The sequence below is a fragment of the Ralstonia sp. Ralssp110 genome (genome assembly GCF_047325135.1).
Taxonomy (GTDB): Bacteria; Pseudomonadota; Gammaproteobacteria; order Burkholderiales; family Burkholderiaceae; genus Ralstonia; species Ralstonia mojiangensis.
Genome location: NZ_CP168610.1, coordinates 1509364 through 1524782, shown reverse-complemented (window position 1 = coordinate 1524782; position 15419 = coordinate 1509364). Strand labels below are relative to the sequence as shown.

16 protein-coding genes and 1 tRNA gene are annotated in these 15419 nt (G+C 62.6%); 8 read left to right on the top strand and 9 right to left on the bottom strand.

Going from position 1 to position 15419, the window contains the following annotated elements; all coding sequences use genetic code 11:
* The first annotated feature begins 31 nt into the window (after window positions 1-31).
* The gene (locus ACEN9T_RS15955) at window positions 32-1717 is read left to right on the top strand and encodes an electron transfer flavoprotein-ubiquinone oxidoreductase (protein WP_092969963.1); all 1686 of its coding nucleotides are present in this window, start codon (window positions 32-34) and stop codon (window positions 1715-1717) included.
* A gap of 68 nt (window positions 1718-1785) precedes the next feature.
* Here the strand turns inward: ACEN9T_RS15955 and aroC are convergent, their stop codons facing one another.
* From aroC to ACEN9T_RS15935, 4 genes are all read right to left on the bottom strand, one after another.
* Window positions 1786-2886: a chorismate synthase gene (gene aroC, locus ACEN9T_RS15950; protein ID WP_024975495.1), complete on the bottom strand. Its 1101-nt coding sequence runs from the start codon at window positions 2884-2886 to the stop codon at window positions 1786-1788.
* A gap of 85 nt (window positions 2887-2971) precedes the next feature.
* The gene (locus ACEN9T_RS15945; RefSeq protein ID WP_413708237.1) at window positions 2972-3385 is read right to left on the bottom strand and encodes an FKBP-type peptidyl-prolyl cis-trans isomerase; all 414 of its coding nucleotides are present in this window, start codon (window positions 3383-3385) and stop codon (window positions 2972-2974) included.
* Between the two features lie 95 nt (window positions 3386-3480).
* Window positions 3481-5388 (bottom strand): MFS transporter, encoded by a 1908-nt coding sequence (locus ACEN9T_RS15940; protein WP_413708236.1) that lies wholly within the window; start codon window positions 5386-5388, stop codon window positions 3481-3483.
* A gap of 83 nt (window positions 5389-5471) precedes the next feature.
* Entirely contained in the window at window positions 5472-5927 is a 456-nt protein-coding gene (locus ACEN9T_RS15935; RefSeq protein ID WP_009240853.1) for a CBS domain-containing protein, read from the bottom strand.
* 239 nt (window positions 5928-6166) lie between these two features.
* On the opposite strand from ACEN9T_RS15935, the gene ACEN9T_RS15930 reads away from it, so the two are divergent.
* The 3 genes from ACEN9T_RS15930 to ACEN9T_RS15920 are packed head-to-tail and all read left to right on the top strand — an operon-like array spanning window position 6167 to window position 8664.
* Window positions 6167-7501, top strand: coding sequence for an O-acetylhomoserine aminocarboxypropyltransferase (locus tag ACEN9T_RS15930; RefSeq protein WP_413708235.1), 1335 nt, complete (start codon window positions 6167-6169; stop codon window positions 7499-7501).
* Window positions 7501-8325 carry an alpha/beta fold hydrolase gene (locus tag ACEN9T_RS15925; protein ID WP_413708234.1) on the top strand — a complete coding sequence of 275 codons (825 nt, stop codon included), beginning with the start codon at window positions 7501-7503 and terminating at the stop codon, window positions 8323-8325. The genes ACEN9T_RS15930 and ACEN9T_RS15925 overlap by 1 nt, the downstream gene beginning before the upstream one ends.
* Before the next feature lie 21 nt (window positions 8326-8346).
* The gene (locus tag ACEN9T_RS15920; protein ID WP_252691365.1) at window positions 8347-8664 is read left to right on the top strand and encodes an Mpo1-like protein; all 318 of its coding nucleotides are present in this window, start codon (window positions 8347-8349) and stop codon (window positions 8662-8664) included.
* Window positions 8665-8668: 4 nt separating this feature from the next.
* On the opposite strand, the gene ACEN9T_RS15915 is transcribed toward ACEN9T_RS15920, so the two are convergent.
* Complete coding sequence (locus ACEN9T_RS15915) at window positions 8669-9994, bottom strand: YihY family inner membrane protein (RefSeq protein WP_413708233.1); 1326 nt, start codon at window positions 9992-9994, stop codon at window positions 8669-8671.
* 68 nt (window positions 9995-10062) lie between these two features.
* On the opposite strand from ACEN9T_RS15915, the gene wrbA reads away from it, so the two are divergent.
* The 3 genes from wrbA to ACEN9T_RS15900 are packed head-to-tail and all read left to right on the top strand — an operon-like array spanning window position 10063 to window position 12464.
* Window positions 10063-10656 carry an NAD(P)H:quinone oxidoreductase gene (gene wrbA, locus ACEN9T_RS15910; protein ID WP_045203206.1) on the top strand — a complete coding sequence of 198 codons (594 nt, stop codon included), beginning with the start codon at window positions 10063-10065 and terminating at the stop codon, window positions 10654-10656.
* A complete protein-coding gene (locus ACEN9T_RS15905; protein WP_092969949.1) occupies window positions 10653-11045 on the top strand; it encodes a DUF2069 domain-containing protein in 393 nt (130 codons plus the stop codon). The genes wrbA and ACEN9T_RS15905 overlap by 4 nt, the downstream gene beginning before the upstream one ends.
* Window positions 11046-11051: 6 nt before the next feature.
* Window positions 11052-12464 carry an FAD-binding oxidoreductase gene (locus tag ACEN9T_RS15900; protein WP_413708232.1) on the top strand — a complete coding sequence of 471 codons (1413 nt, stop codon included), beginning with the start codon at window positions 11052-11054 and terminating at the stop codon, window positions 12462-12464.
* Window positions 12465-12481: 17 nt separating this feature from the next.
* Here the strand turns inward: ACEN9T_RS15900 and ACEN9T_RS15895 are convergent, their stop codons facing one another.
* Window positions 12482-12685, bottom strand: coding sequence for a hypothetical protein (locus tag ACEN9T_RS15895; RefSeq protein ID WP_252691360.1), 204 nt, complete (start codon window positions 12683-12685; stop codon window positions 12482-12484).
* Window positions 12686-13348: 663 nt separating this feature from the next.
* On the opposite strand from ACEN9T_RS15895, the gene ACEN9T_RS15890 reads away from it, so the two are divergent.
* Window positions 13349-13425: transfer RNA gene (locus ACEN9T_RS15890), tRNA-Arg, on the top strand.
* Between the two features lie 284 nt (window positions 13426-13709).
* On the opposite strand, the gene ACEN9T_RS15885 is transcribed toward ACEN9T_RS15890, so the two are convergent.
* From ACEN9T_RS15885 to ACEN9T_RS15875, 3 genes are read right to left on the bottom strand one after another with little or no spacing between them, the layout of a single operon-like run.
* Window positions 13710-14288, bottom strand: coding sequence for a hypothetical protein (locus tag ACEN9T_RS15885; protein WP_413708231.1), 579 nt, complete (start codon window positions 14286-14288; stop codon window positions 13710-13712).
* A 56-nt stretch (window positions 14289-14344) separates the two neighbouring features.
* Window positions 14345-15097, bottom strand: a complete 753-nt coding sequence (locus tag ACEN9T_RS15880) for a WG repeat-containing protein (RefSeq protein WP_413708230.1) — start codon at window positions 15095-15097, stop codon at window positions 14345-14347.
* A 14-nt stretch (window positions 15098-15111) separates the two neighbouring features.
* A complete protein-coding gene (locus ACEN9T_RS15875; RefSeq protein ID WP_413708460.1) occupies window positions 15112-15288 on the bottom strand; it encodes a WG repeat-containing protein in 177 nt (58 codons plus the stop codon).
* Window positions 15289-15419: the final 131 nt, after the last annotated feature.

Genomic DNA, 15419 nt, shown 5'->3' with positions numbered 1-15419 from the left:
AAGCAAACGCCCTACAAGCGAAGAGACACTTATGAACCAGCAACAGCTCCTCGAACAATACGGCCCGCGAGAGTCCATGGAGTATGACGTCGTTGTCGTCGGCGGCGGCCCCGCCGGCCTGGCGACAGCGATTCGCATCAAGCAACTGGCTGCCGAGACGGGCAAGGACGTGTCCGTCGTCGTGCTGGAGAAGGGTTCCGAGCCGGGTGCACACATTCTTTCGGGCGCGGTGATGGACCCGCGCGCCATCAACGAACTCCTGCCGAACTGGAAGGCCGACGGCGCACCGCTCAACCAGGCAGTCACCGGCGACGACGTGCTCTTCCTGAGCGAGACCGACGCCAAGCGTACGCCCGACTGGCTCGTGCCGCGTAACTTCCACAACGACGGCTGCTACGTTGTCTCACTGTCGAACGTGGTCAAGTGGATGGCCACGCAGGCCGAAGCCATGGGCGTGGAGATCTTCCCGGGTTTTGCCGCTGCCGAAGTCCTGTACGACGACAAGGGTGCGGTGCGCGGTGTCGCAACGGGCAACATGGGCATCGGCAAAGACGGCGAGCCAACAGAGAACTTCCAGCTCGGCATGGAGTTGCTCGGCAAATACACCATCTTCGCGGAAGGCGCGCGCGGCCATCTCGGCCGACAGCTGCTGGAAAAATTCAAGCTCAACGCCGGCAAGGACCCGCAGACCTTCGCCATCGGCATCAAGGAACTCTGGGAAATCGACCCGGCAAAGGCCAAACCTGGCCTCGTTGTGCACACTGCCGGCTGGCCGATGGAAGACGACACCTTCGGCGGCGGCTTCCTGTATCACCTGGAAGACAACAAGGTCACGCTCGGCTTCGTGATCGGGCTGGACTACAAGAACCCGTGGATGAGCCCATTCGAAGAAATGCAGCGCTGGAAAGCCCACCCGGCCATCCGCGCACACATCGAGGGCGGCAAGCGCATCGGCTACGGAGCCCGCGCCATCAACAACGGCACGCCGCAAGCACTACCGAAAACCGTGTTCCCCGGTGGCGCGCTGGTCGGTTGCGACGCCGGTTACCTGAACGCGGCACGCATCAAGGGCAGCCACGCGGCCATCAAGAGCGGCATGATGTGCGGTGAAGCCGTGTTCGAAGCCGTGACGGCCGGCCGTTCCGCTGACGAGCTGTCTGCCTACCCCGCAGCCTTCGAACAGAGCTGGCTGAAGGAAGAACTGGATCAGTCGCGCAACTTCAAGCTGTGGTTCAAGAAGAGCCCGACGCTGGGGAAGATCATGACCGGCATCGAACAGTGGCTGCTGCCAAAGATTGGCGTCAGCAACCCGCCTTGGACGCTGCACGGCACGAAATCGGACAATCAGTCGCTCAAGCCGGCATCGGAGTGCCCGAAGATTGAGTATCCGAAGCCGGACGGCAAGATCACGTTCGACCGGCTGTCGTCGGTGTTCATCTCGAACACGAACCACGAAGAGAACCAGCCGGCTCACCTGACGCTGAAAGACCCGACCGTTCCGACGCGCATCAACCTGACGCAGTTTGCCGGCCCCGAGCAGCGCTATTGCCCGGCAGGCGTGTATGAGTTCGTCAAGAACGACGAGGGCACCGAGCGCCTGCAGATCAACGCGCAGAACTGCGTGCACTGCAAGACCTGCGATATCAAAGACCCGACACAGAACATCGTGTGGGTCACGCCGGAAGGCGGCGGCGGGCCGAACTACGTCGGCATGTAAGTACCGGGCGAGCACCCAACAAAAAAGACGGCTTGAAGCCGTCTTTTTTGTTGCCTGAGCGAATCGATTCAGGAAGCTTTTGCCGCGATGGCTGGGGTCTGCACCGACACATCTCCGCATTGCGCGCGATGGCGCAGCGCGTGGTCGATCAGCACGAGTGCCAACAGCGCCTCGGCGATTGGCGTAGCACGAATGCCGACGCACGGGTCGTGGCGGCCGAACGTCTCGACCACAGCCGGATCACCCGCCTTGTCGATCGAACGACGCGGCGTGCGAATGCTCGAGGTCGGCTTGATCGCCAGCGACACGGAGATGTCCTGCCCTGTCGAAATCCCACCCAGGATGCCCCCGGCGTTGTTGCCGACGAAGCCTTCCGGCGTCAGCTCATCGCCATGCTCGGAGCCGCGCTGGCTGACTGCGTGGAAACCGGCGCCAATCTCAACGCCCTTCACCGCGTTCAGGCCCATCATCGCGTGTGCAATATCGGCATCCAGACGATCGAACAGCGGTTCACCCCAACCGACGGGCACGCCCGTGGCCACCACCTCAATGCGCGCGCCGACGGAATCGCCGTCCTTGCGCAGTGCATCCATATAGGTTTCCAGCTCGGGAACGATCTCGGCATTGGGCGCGAAGAACGGGTTGTTCGGCACCTCGTTCCAGTCCATGAACGGGATGTGAATATCGCCCAGCTGCGACATGAAGCCGTGGATTTCGATGCCGAACTTTTCACGCAGCCACTTCTTGGCGACGGCACCCGCAGCCACCGTCGGCGCCGTCAAACGTGCGGAAGAACGGCCGCCGCCGCGCGGGTCGCGGACGCCGTATTTGTGCCAGTACGTGTAATCGGCGTGACCGGGACGGAAGGTCTCGGCGATGTTGCTGTAATCCTTGCTGCGCTGATCGGTATTGCGGATCAGCAGGCAAATCGGGGTGCCCGTGGTCTTGCCTTCGTACACGCCGGACAGGATCTCGACGAGGTCCTCTTCCTTGCGCTGCGTGACGTGGCGCGATGTGCCGGGTTTGCGACGGTCCAGATCGGGCTGGATGTCTTCTGCCGACAGCGTCATGCCGGGCGGGCAGCCGTCGATGACAGCGCCGATGGCCGGGCCATGCGACTCGCCGAAGGTGGTGACGGAAAACAGCAGGCCCAGGGTATTGCCAGACATGATCGTGCTCAGGAAGGCGCCGCGACTGCCGCGGCGCAAAACATCAGGAAAACGCTATTGTAAGGCCGATCTATCGGCCCTTTGGTCAGCCGCCGATACCGAGCAGTTCGACCTCAAAGTTCAGCGTGGAATTGGGCGGAATCGTGCCGGGCACGCCGCGTTCGCCGTAAGCGGTGGCTGCCGGGCACGTCAGCTTAGCCTTACCGCCTACCTGGATCTTCTGCACGCCTTCGGTCCAGCACGGAATCACGCGATTCAGCGGGAACGAGATCGGCTGACCGCGCTTGTAGGAGCTGTCGAACTCGGTACCGTTGGTGAGCGTGCCACGGTAGTGCACATTGACCGTGTCGCTGGCCTTGGGCGACGGGCCAGTGCCCTTGGTCAGCGTCTGGACGATCACACCGGAGGGCAGCGTCTCAGATGCCGGCGATGCGGCTTGCGCGGTAGCGGCAGCCAGGGCAAGCAACGAAGCGCACAGCAGCGGGGAAACGTGTTTCATGGCAGGTAACGGGAGAGTTGGAGGTCAGAAAAAACGCATGAAGGCCGATTGCAGGCCGACCGGCAGTGTATCGAAGTCCGGAGGCCCGCCACGCGCTAGAGCCGCTCGCCGCGCAGCGCCAGCACGGCGGCCTGCATCGCTTCCGGCGATACGGCATGCGCCGGCACCGGCGTGCCGATGCACAGCTCCAGCCTGTTGAGGAAACCGCGACGGAACGGGCGCGACATCGCCGCCCCGCCCTTACGGGAGAAAAAGCTGCCCCAGAGGCCACGTAGCGCCATCGGCACCACCGGTACGGGCGTGCGTTCGATGATGCGGCGCATGCCGTCCTTGAACGGGTTCATCTCGCCCGTGGCAGTGATCTTGCCTTCGGGGAAGATGCAGACGACCTCGCCTTCCGCCAGCGCCGCGGCAATCGTGTCGTAGGCGCGCTTGAGCATCTCCGGGTCTTCATGCATCGGCGCAATCGGAATCGCCTTGACCGTGCGGAAGAACCACGACAGCACCGGCACCTTGAAGATGCGGTGGTCCATCACGAAACGCACGGGGCGGCGCACGAACGCGCCCACCACCACGGCATCGACGAAGCTCACGTGGTTGCAGACCAGCAGGCATGGGCCTTCATCGGGAATCTGCTCCGAGCCCTCCACCTTCACGCGGTAAACGGTATGGATCAGCAGCCACATCACAAAGCGGATCAGGAATTCCGGCACCAGCGTGTAGATGTAGATCGCCACCACGGCGTTGAGGATGCCGGTAACGAGGAACAACTGCGGGATCGTGAACCCGGCACGCGTGAGCACCATCGCCAGCACTGCTGAGGCGATCATGAACAGCGCGTTGAGGATGTTGTTGGCGGCAATGATGCGCGCGCGGTGCGTCGGTTCACAGCGGCTCTGGATCAACGCGTACAACGGCACGCTGTAGAAGCCGCCAAACATTGCCAGCAGGAACAGGTCAGCCAGCACACGCCAATGACGGTGGTTCTGCAGGAAGCCGGAAATGCCCGTCAGCACGTCGTGAGCAACCAATGCCTCGGCGTGCGACGCAAAGTACAGATCCACTGCAAACACCGTCATGCCGATCGAGCCAAACGGCACCAAGCCGATTTCCACCCTGCGCCCCGAGAGCTTTTCGCACAGCACCGACCCCAACCCGATGCCGACCGAAAACACGGCCAGCAGCAGCGTCACAACGTTCTGATCGCCGCCAAGCACGTTACGCGCAAAGGCAAAGAACGACGTCAGGAACGTCGCGCCCACGAACCACAGCCACGAAATGCCCATCAGGCTCAGGAACACCGCGCGCTGGTTGCTTGCCAGCTTCAGGTTGCGCCAAGTCTCGGAGATGGGGTTCCAGTTGATGCGCAAGTCCGGCTGCGACGCCGGCGACACCGGCACACCACGCGCCGTCAACCAGCCGGCCACGGCAATGACAATGCATGCGATGCCCGTGAACATCGGGCCGATCAGCTCGCCGTTGCGCGTGTAATTGGCCAGCTCGCCACCGCCGATGGTGCCGATCAGGATGGCAACGAAGGTGCCCATTTCCACCAGCCCGTTGCCGCCCACCAGTTCTGTCGATTGCAGATGCTGCGGCAGATACGCGTACTTCACCGGCCCGAACAGCGTCGAATGCACGCCCATCAGGAACGTGCACAGGTAGAGCAGTTCAACGTGACGCAGCGCGAAACCCGCGCAGCCGATCGCCATGATGGCGATTTCCAACGTCTTCACCAATCGGATCAGCCGCGCCTTGTCCATGCGATCGGCGATCTGTCCGCTGGTGGCCGATAGCAGCACAAAAGGCGCAATGAAGATCGCAGAGATCAGAAACGCTGCCGAAGCCGGGTCAGCATTGCCGAACAGCGCGGCGTGGTACGTGACCAGCGAGGAAAACGCCACCTTGAAAACGTTGTCGTTCATCGCGCCCAGGAACTGGGTCCAGAAAAACGGTGCAAAACGACGCTGCTTCAGCAGGGAAAACTGGCTCGATTGGCTCATCGGCAGGAGGCTGTTGGTTCAACAAAAAAACCCGCTCGCAATGGCGGGCGGGTTTCATGAATGCGGTAAAGAGATCGCGCAGATCAGTCTTCGTTGGCCTTTTCTTCCGGCCAGTCGCGAATGTACGCCTTGAGCATCTTGTTTTCGAAACTTTGATCTTCCAACACGGCTTTGGCCACGTCGTAGAAGGAAATCACGCCCATCAACGTGCGGCTGTCGAGCACAGGCAGGTAGCGCACATGGTGCTCCAGCATGATGCGACGCACTTCGTTGACCTCGGTTTCGGGCGTGCAGGTGACGGGATGATCGTCCATCACCTTGCGGATGGTGGTGCCGTCGCCCACGGAACCGTGGTTCTTGGCGACAACCTTGATGATTTCCCGGAAGGTCAGCATGCCGACCAGTTCACCGTACTCCATGACCACGAGCGAGCCGATGTCTTTTTCCGCCATCGTCTGCACGGCCACCTGGAGCTTGGTTTCAGGTGCCACGGTGTAGAGCGTGTTGCCCTTCACGTGGAGGATGTCGCTGACTTTCATATTGCGTCTCCCAGAGTTCGGGGTGCCGGTCTGCCGGGGGGCGACCGCGCGCGGGTTGTGGTTATGGTTGTGCTCTGATCCTAGCCCAAACCGGATCGCTTCGACAAGCATGCAGCGCAGAAAAAACCTGTCAAAAACCGCGCCCGCTCGGCGTTTGCCCGGAATGCGCTGCAACAGGCAGCAGTGCTAGCATGGCCCGTCCAAACCCGCTCCCGCTCCCTTTCGGGGTGCTTGAATCCATGTCCAAAGCCCGCTTCGACACGCTGGCCCTGCATGCCGGTGCCGCGCCCGACCCGGCCACCGGCGCGCGCGCCACGCCCATTCACCTGAGCACGTCGTTTGTGTTCCGCGACAGCGAACATGCGGCGTCATTGTTCAATATGGAACGCGCGGGCCACGTCTACTCGCGCATCTCCAACCCGACCGTTGCCGTGTTCGAGGAGCGCATGGCAGCGCTGGAAAACGGCGTAGGCGCCATCGCCACGGCTTCGGGCCAGGCGGCACTGCATCTGGCCATCGTCACGCTGATGGGTGCCGGCTCGCATATCGTCGCGTCTTCGGCGCTGTATGGCGGCTCGCACAATCTGCTGCATTACACGCTGCGCCGCTTTGGCATTGAGACGACCTTCGTCAAGCCGGGCGACATCGATGGCTGGCGCGCTGCCATTCGCCCGGACACCCGGCTGCTGTTTGGCGAGACGCTCGGCAACCCAGGGCTGGATGTGCTGGACATCCCGACCATTGCATCGATTGCCCATGACGCGGGCGTTCCGCTGCTGGTCGATTCGACCTTCACCACGCCGTGGCTGCTGCAGCCGTTCGCGCATGGCGCAGACCTCGTCTATCACTCGGCCACCAAGTTCCTGGGTGGGCACGGCACGACCATCGGCGGCGTGCTGGTGGACGGGGGCACATTCGACTATGTGGCCGCCGGCAAGCACCCCGAGCTGACCGAGCCGTACGCGGGGTTCCACGACATGGTGTTTGCCGAGGAAAGCACCGTCGCGCCCTTCCTGCTGCGCGCGCGACGCGAAGGCCTGCGCGACTTCGGTGCCTGCATGAACCCGATGGCCGCGTGGCAACTCCTGCAAGGCATCGAGACACTGCCGCTACGCATGGCGCGGCATGTTGACAATGCCCGCCGGGTCGTCGCCTTCCTGGCCAGCCACCCGATGGTGGCGTCGGTCGCCTACCCTGAGCTGGAATCGCACCCCGATCACGCGCTGGCCAAGCGCCTGCTGCCGCGCGGCAGCGGTGCGGTGTTCAGCTTCGACCTGCGCGGCGACCGGCGTGCCGGCCAGCAATTCATCGAGTCGCTCGGCCTGTTCTCGCACCTCGCCAACGTGGGCGATGCACGCTCGCTGGTCATCCACCCCGCATCGACAACGCACTTCCGCATGGACGCCGACGCGCTGGCCGCAGCCGGTATCAGCGAAGGCACGATCCGCCTTTCCATCGGCCTGGAAGACGCCGACGACCTGATCGACGATCTCAAGCGCGGCCTGAAATCCGCCGAGCGCGCGATGTCCGCCGCGCCGGGCAAAGCCGCCGCCAACGCAACGGGAGCCCGCTGATGGAATGGACCGTACAAGGCGAGCGCGCCTATGCCTACACCGGCGGCAAGCCGTTCAACGCCGAATTGCCGTGCGTCGTGTTCGTGCATGGCGCGCAGAACGATCATTCGGTCTGGGGGCTGCAGACGCGCTGGTTTGCGCACCACGGCTTCAGCGTACTGGCGGTGGATCTGCCCGGACACGGCCGCAGCGCCGGCGCCCCGCTGCAGACGGTGGAAGCCATGGCTGACTGGGTGATGGCGCTGGTGCACGCGGCCGGCGTCGTACAGCCAGTCATCGTCGTCGGCCACAGCATGGGCTCGTTGATTGCACTGGAGTGCGCGTCACGGTACGCAAGTCGCGTGCGCCGCATCGCCCTGGTGGCGACGGCTTGGCCGATGAAGGTGTCGGATGCGCTGCTTGATGCGGCGCTCAACAACACGGCCAGCGCCATTGACATGGTGAATACGTGGTCGCATTCCAGCCTCGCGAACAAGCCATCGTCCCCTGGGCCGGGGTTCTGGATGCATGGCGGCAGTCAGCGGCTGATGGAGCGGATTGCGCACGGTACCGAGGCGCCCGTCTTCCACATAGACTTTGCCGCCTGCAACGCCTACGCACGCGGCGCCAAAGCCATGGCGGCCGTGCAGTGTCCGTCACTCGTCATCGTGGGAGAGAAAGACCAGATGACCCCAGCGAAAGCTGGACGTCAGGTTGCGGCAGGATTGACCGGCAGCCGCGTTGTCGGGCTCCCAGGCGGGCACGCGATCATGGGAGAATGCCCCGACGGCACACTCGACGCGCTGATCGCCTTTGCGCGAGAACGAGACCCGGTCGCCGCATAAGTCGCCTCCTGGAGACGCATCATGGCCACCACTGACACCCGGAGCTTCGGCAGCTTTGCCGAGTTCTATCCGTACTACCTGAGCGAGCACCAGGACCGCACCTGCCGGCGTTTGCACTTTGCCGGCTCGACGGTGGCGCTGGTATGCCTGATCCTGCTTGTCCTTACGGGCAACCTGTGGTGGCTGCTCGGAGCGGCGGTGAGCGGTTACGCGTTCGCGTGGGTCGGGCACTTCGGATTCGAGAAGAACCGGCCCGCCACGTTTCGCCATCCGTTTTACAGCCTGATGGGCGACTGGGTGATGTATCGCGACATCTGGACCGGCAAGATCCCTTTCTGAAGCGTCAGGCGCCGGCGCTGGCGGCGGCCATTGCGGACGCCGCGGGTGCCGTAACCGCCTGCGCTGCCGCCGCCACGCCGCGTTCGCCAGTCGTGAAAATGCTCTCCAACGTGGCATCGAGCGCAGGATTCTGCAGTTGGCTGACCAGCGTGTGCGTGTCCCCCAGATGGCGTGCCAGCGAGGTGCGCGGCAAGCGCGGCAGACTCAGCACCAGCCTTTCATAGAGCGGTCGCAGCGTGGTCGTGTGCGCATCGCAAAGCAGCGCCCAATGGGTCTCACCGCGATCCTGCTGCAGCTTGCCGATCAAATGCAGTGCCTTCAGCTTGGTCAGCAGGTCAGCCAGGTAATCGGCTTCCAATTGCAGGCGCCGGCCGATATCACGCTCGGCCACCGTACGTGGTGCCTGTTCGCGGGCGCGATACAGCAGCAGCAGAACACCCAGCGCATCGAAGAACTCGCTGCCCGGAAACGTGCGCCGTTGCCAGTAGCCCTGGCGGATGATCGGCAGTGTCGACGCGATGGTCGCGCCTAGCAACGTCACCAGCCAGCTCACGTAGATCCACGTCAGGAAGATCGGTAGCGTGGCAAATGCGCCGTAGACGGCCGTGTACGTCGGGATATGCGCAACGTAAGCGCCAAAAACGCGCTTGGCAATTTCAAACGCCGCCGCGGCAATCAGGCCGGCAATGAAGGCATCGCGCCGCTCCACATTGGTGTTCGGCACGAACACGTAGAGCATCGCAAACGCAATCGCCGAAAGCAGGATCGGGACCAAGCCCACAATCACACCCAGGCCGAACGGCAGCTTGTGCACATAACCCGCCGAGATCGACACGAGGTACGAACTAACCGACAGGCTTGCGCCAATCAGCACCGGCGCGAATGTCATCAGAGCCCAGAACACCAGAACGCGCTGCGCGAGCGGCCGTCGATGGCGCACGCGCCAGATGGCGTTCAACGCGTTCTCGATGGTGAGCATGGTCATCACCGAGGTCACGACCAGGCCGATCAGGCCTGCTGCCGTCAGCCCCTTGGCGTTGCTTGAAAACTGGTTGAGATACGTCAGGATCGGCCGGCTGATGTTGCCCGGCACGAGATTGCTGAACATGTAGCCCTCGATGTCCGCCCGGAAGCTCTTGAACATCGGGAATGCCGTGAACAGCGCAAACGCCACCGTCAGAATGGGAACGAGCGACAGCACCGTCGTGAACGTCAGGCTGCTGGCCACTTGCGGAAGGCGATCTTCACCGGCGCGGCGCAAGGCGTAACGCGCCAGCGCACGCAGCTTGGCGGCATTCCATTGACGAAGCGCACGGGTGTCAAAAAGCATGAAAAATGAGGCTGGAGGCGGGGTTGGGGGGCGCAACTATAATACCGCGACGCTCTCAACGCTTTGTTATGAAAGATATCCTGGTCTTGTACTACAGCCGTCACGGCAGCACGCGCGCATTGGCCGAAGCCATTGCGCAAGGCATTGAAAGCGTCGACGGCGCTCAGGCGCGTGTGCGCACAGTGCCCGCCGTCTCCACCGTCTGCGAAGCCACGCAGCCCGACGTGCCCGACAGCGGCCCGCCCTACGTGGAAGTACGCGACCTGGAGGAATGCGTGGGCCTGGCGCTGGGTTCGCCCACGCGCTTTGGCAACATGGCCGCGCCGCTCAAGTACTTCCTGGATGGCACCACACCGCAATGGCTGGCGGGCGCGCTGGCGGGCAAACCGGCATGCGTGTTCACCTCCACGGGCAGCATGCATGGCGGGCAGGAAACCACCCTGCTCTCGATGATGCTGCCGCTGCTGCACCATGGCATGGTCGTGCTCGGTCTGCCGTATCAGCACAGCGAACTGCTTTCCACCGATGCCGGCGGCACACCGTACGGACCGTCACACGTCGCGCATCGCGGCGATACCGCACCGCTTACCGCCCACGAACGCACGCTCGCCACGGCCATGGGCCGGAGGCTGGCGCAGACTGCTCTGAAGCTCGCCGCATGACTCCCGCCGACAACGCCGTCACCGAATCCCGCGCACTGGCTCTGCTGAGTGCAGGCAGCCTCATCGCACTGATCGTGCTGTGCGCCGCGTGGGAGTTGTGGCTCGCGCCCGTGCGCCCGGGCGGCTCGTGGCTGGCGCTGAAGGCGCTGCTGCTGGCGTGGCCACTGCCCGGCGTGCTGCGCAAGAACCGCTACACGATGCAATGGGCGTCGATGTTCATCCTGCTGTTCTTTACCGAAGGCATCGTGCGGGCGACATCGGACGTTGGGCTTTCGCGCTCTCTGGCATGGGGCGAGGTGGCGCTCAGCGTGGTGTTCTTTACCGCAACCATCTTCTACCTGCGCCCGTTCAAGCGCGCTGCAAAAGCCCGCGCCGGCCACAGCACCTGACCCGTCATGACTCACGATGCCTTCCTGCAAGCCTGCGTTGATGCCATCGGCGCAACACACGTCCTGACCGCGCCGGAAGACCTGGCGCCCTACCTTACCGATTGGCGCAAGCGTTTCACGGGGCGCGCACGCGCAGTGTTGCGCCCGGCCAGCCCCGACGAGGTGGCAACACTCGTACGCCTGTGCGGCGAATACGGCGTGCCCATCGTTCCGCAAGGCGGCAACACCGGCCTGTGCGGCGGCGCCACGCCCGACATGGAAGGCAGCGCAGTCGTGATTTCGTTGCAGCGCATGCAGCGCGTGCGCGCCGTCGACCCCATCAACAACACCATCACCGCGGATGCCGGCTGCATCCTGGCCAACGTGCAACAAGCCGCCGCAGATGCTGACCGCCTCTTCCCACTCAGCTTGGCGGCCGAAGGCAGTTGCACGATCGGTGGCAATCTTGCGACCAATGCGGGCGGCACCGCCGTCCTGCGCTACGGCAACGCGCGCGAGCTCTGCCTGGGCATCGAAGCGGTCCTGCCCAACGGCGAACTGTGGAATGGCTTGCGTGGCCTGCGCAAGGACAACACAGGCTATGACCTGCGGGACTTGCTGATCGGCGCGGAAGGCACGCTCGGCATCATCACCGGGGCGATGCTGAAGCTGTTTCCGCAACCGCGCGCCAAGGTGACGGCGCTGGCGGCGCTGCAATCGCCGCGGCAAGCGCTGGAGTTTCTATCGCTGGCGCAAGGCCATGCAGGGACGCTGCTGACGGGCTTCGAGCTGATGTCGGCGTTTTGCCTGGAGCTGGTGCACAAGCATTACCCGCAGCTGCGCGTGCCGTTTACGAAGGCATATCCGCAATATGTGCTGCTGGAATTGTCCGATCTGGAAAGCGAAGCGCACGCGCGCACGCTGTTCGAATCGCTCATGGAAGACGCGCTCGCGCGCGGCGTGATCGACGATGCGGCGGTGGCGGAATCAGTGGCGCAGTCGCGCGACTTCTGGAGCCTGCGCGAACATATTCCGCTGGCGCAGGCCGATGAAGGCAAGAACATCAAGCACGATATTGGCGTGCCCATCTCGCGCATTGCAGACTTCATTGACGTGACCGACCGCGCGCTGGCCGCAGCCTATCCCAGCATCCGCATGGTGACGTTCGGCCACCTTGGCGACGGCAACCTGCACTACAACGTGTCGCCGCCGGAAGGCCATGCGCACGAAGCGTTCCTGGCCAACCAGGACGGCATCAACCGCATCGTGCACGACAGCGTGCATGCGCACAGCGGCTCCATCTCGGCTGAACACGGCATCGGCCAGCTCAAGCGCGAAGACAACGCGCGCTACAAAAGCCCCGTTGAACTGGCGGCCATGCGCGCGATCAAGCAGGCGCTGGACCCGCGCGGCCTGATGAATCCGGGGAAAGTGTTGTAAGGCGATCCGGCCTTGCTTCAGCCGAACAGCTTCAGCGTGTAGTTCGCCACCGCCAAGAGGACCGTTGCCCCCAGCAGCCACAACAGCATGCGTGGTACGCCGCTGGGCGGCAGACGATGATCGCTGGCGTTGGAACGGTCGCCAATGCGCCCGCTCTGGGCGCTACGGATGTAGGTACTGCGGGACGCCCCTGCCGGGCGTCGTGCATGACGCGTGCTCATTGTTGTTTCCTCCCTGCCCCATGGCTAGCGCCTCGCCCCGGCTCCCTGCAGCCATGGCGAAACACAGCAGCCCCATGGATCGCTCCATGGCTGCTCAAACAAGACTCCCTGATTTCCCGTCTGGCCGAACCCAAAAGGCTTCGTCACGCCCGTTTGGCGTGCATAGGCACGGTGTTCCGCGTCATTGCGCGGAATTTCGAATGAAACGTTATTGTTGTATGGCACTACCCGACGCCACGAAATGTATCAAAAATCCCCCCAATTGGGGGGTACGTATTTTAGGTATCACCTTTTGGATGATGCGCAGGAACGACGCTTGCGGGCTTGATCAGGGCAAACCCGAACTCGACCCATGTATGGAGGCAGCCCATGCCCGCTTTGCCCGACCTGACCAAGCGCGCCCACATCACGCCGCCGCAGCCGCCCGAACAGCCCCCGCACCCGCCGCCGGAAATGCCGCCGCCCGACGAACCGGCCCACGACCCGGTGCACGACCCTGAACCCCAAACGCCCCCAATCGAACTGCCGCCCGGGGAGCTACCGCCGGAAATCCCGCCCCAGCATTAGCGCGGCGCAACATCCCATCTGTTAGAATCGCGGCCTCCCAGGCACCCGGAGGCCGCGCGTTTTTGGTATGCCTGGGCAGCCTGCATATCTGCATATCTGCCCATAGCTCAGTTGGATAGAGCATCGGCCTTCTAAGCCGACGGTCGGGGGTTCGAATCCCTCTGGGCAGGCCAATGAAGGGTTACCGCGAATTTCAGCTGCAACCCTTTTTCATTTTCACCGGTGGCGTAGGCGCCATGCAGAGATTTTGAGTCAGCATGATTCCATGTCGATCCACGCACCCGGCGAATGCCCCGCCCCCAATGCATGCGCGGGACATCGAATTGCCGTGACGCGCCAAAACCAAAGGTGACCCCGTCAGGCCGAGTGCGGCGTGACCTCCTCGACTAGGTGCGCAAAGACGGCGATGCACGCAATCTACTGGACGTGCACCTGTCCACTCCGTTACAAACGAGGATCACCACCGAACCGACTTGCTGGAGCAGCGTAGCCCGGCTCGGAAGGCGTGACCAACATGCCCCTCTTTGTAAGCGATCAGCGAGATCGCCCTTGCGATATGCGCCTGATCGTTGTTCCACCTTGAGGTCCGCAATGGGTGCGGCGCGGCGACATCACGGAACTCGCGCCCCGCTTTATCAATATAAAAAGGCAGCCGGTCACTATACACGGTGCGCAGCTCGGCGTAGTTGCCCTTAAAGCGGAAAGGACTGGAGCGCCCGATGTTCATTCGCGCATCCCTGTATATGAGCGATTCACCAGTCTTATAGCGTGGCGCAAATAAGACATGACCAGCATGATCGATAGCGCCCCATCGTCTTTCGGCGTCGGCGACGGCAATCACTCCCTCGCCTGCATCCGATGCGTCGGCGTAACCGCAACCAATGACATGACCATCCAAGCCGAGTACGCATACACCCAAATCTTCAACCCATTCGGTACCGCTTCGAAGCACACGAAGGACGGCGTTTGCCCAGTAGCCAATGATTTCCAAATCCTGGTAGCCGGAGTCTCTGCCAAAGGTGTGTAACACCTGCATGGTGCGCAGATCGATAATGTGTTGCTTATCAAGGTAACCCTTAGGGTACGTGCTCGTTATCGCGTAACCGCCCTTAAGGCGTGGGTATCCCATCGGTCCATTGGGGGGAGCACCCACGCACCGTTGAGGTCGATGATGCCGCCAGTCTTGCCCGCCTGCTGGCGCACTTCCGCGAAGTCGCCCACAAAATCCGACGCCTCGTAGAATTGAGCCGAAATGACTTCCGCACCGCTTTCATCTAGGTAGCCGTATTTGCCATCGCGCTTTACGAGAAAGCGCCCAATCTGGAACCGCCAAGCGTTGGAACGCTCAATAGCCATGTAGGGCTCGATCACATCGTCGAAATAAGGCGCTTGATAAATCATGGAATTGACCTGTTTCCCGCTGGCATCAAAAAAGGCGATGCCACCATCCTTCGGCAACACAAAAAGGGGTGGGACACTGCGCGCGACGTCAAAGACATCACCGTTCATCCATTGACGCAGCGGCTCCGGATAGACACTGGGATCGCGGTCATAGCGGAGCCGGTCGTCGGCAATCTCCGCAGCGTCAATGGGCAGATTTCCTCGCATATTGGTCCAAGCCCGCAGCGTCTTGCCCTCACGGTCGTACTGCTGATATGCATAGTGGCTCATTTTCTTCTTCGATGATCCAAGACCGCATAAGAATGCCGGCACCGGTGCAAACCCACAGCCGCCTTGCGACCCTTCGACCGTGGCGTTATGCGCAATGCCCTTCTTGATCTTTAGCGCCGTGGCAACACCATCACGATAGCGATAAGCCCTATCGAATCGCGGGCTTACGACCAAGCGACCGGCCTCATCTATATAGCCCCAGCGCCCCCAACGGCGGCAGCCGCCCTTCCCTCGCTGAACATGCCTGCTCGCTCGAATCGCGGTGGAATCACCACCTCGCCGTGTTCATCGGCAAAACCGTATTGCCCGTTTGCACTAAGCCAAGGCACCAACGGCTGACCGGCATGGGCGGACGAAATCGTCATGAATAGGGTCAATGATCCGAATACGAAATGCTTAGTTCGTCCGAGCAGATACATGTTTGGCTTATTCTTTCTGGTTAATTGCTGGGTGCCACCACCGCAGACGGTCCCAGCGCTCTGGACCTCCGCCGGGC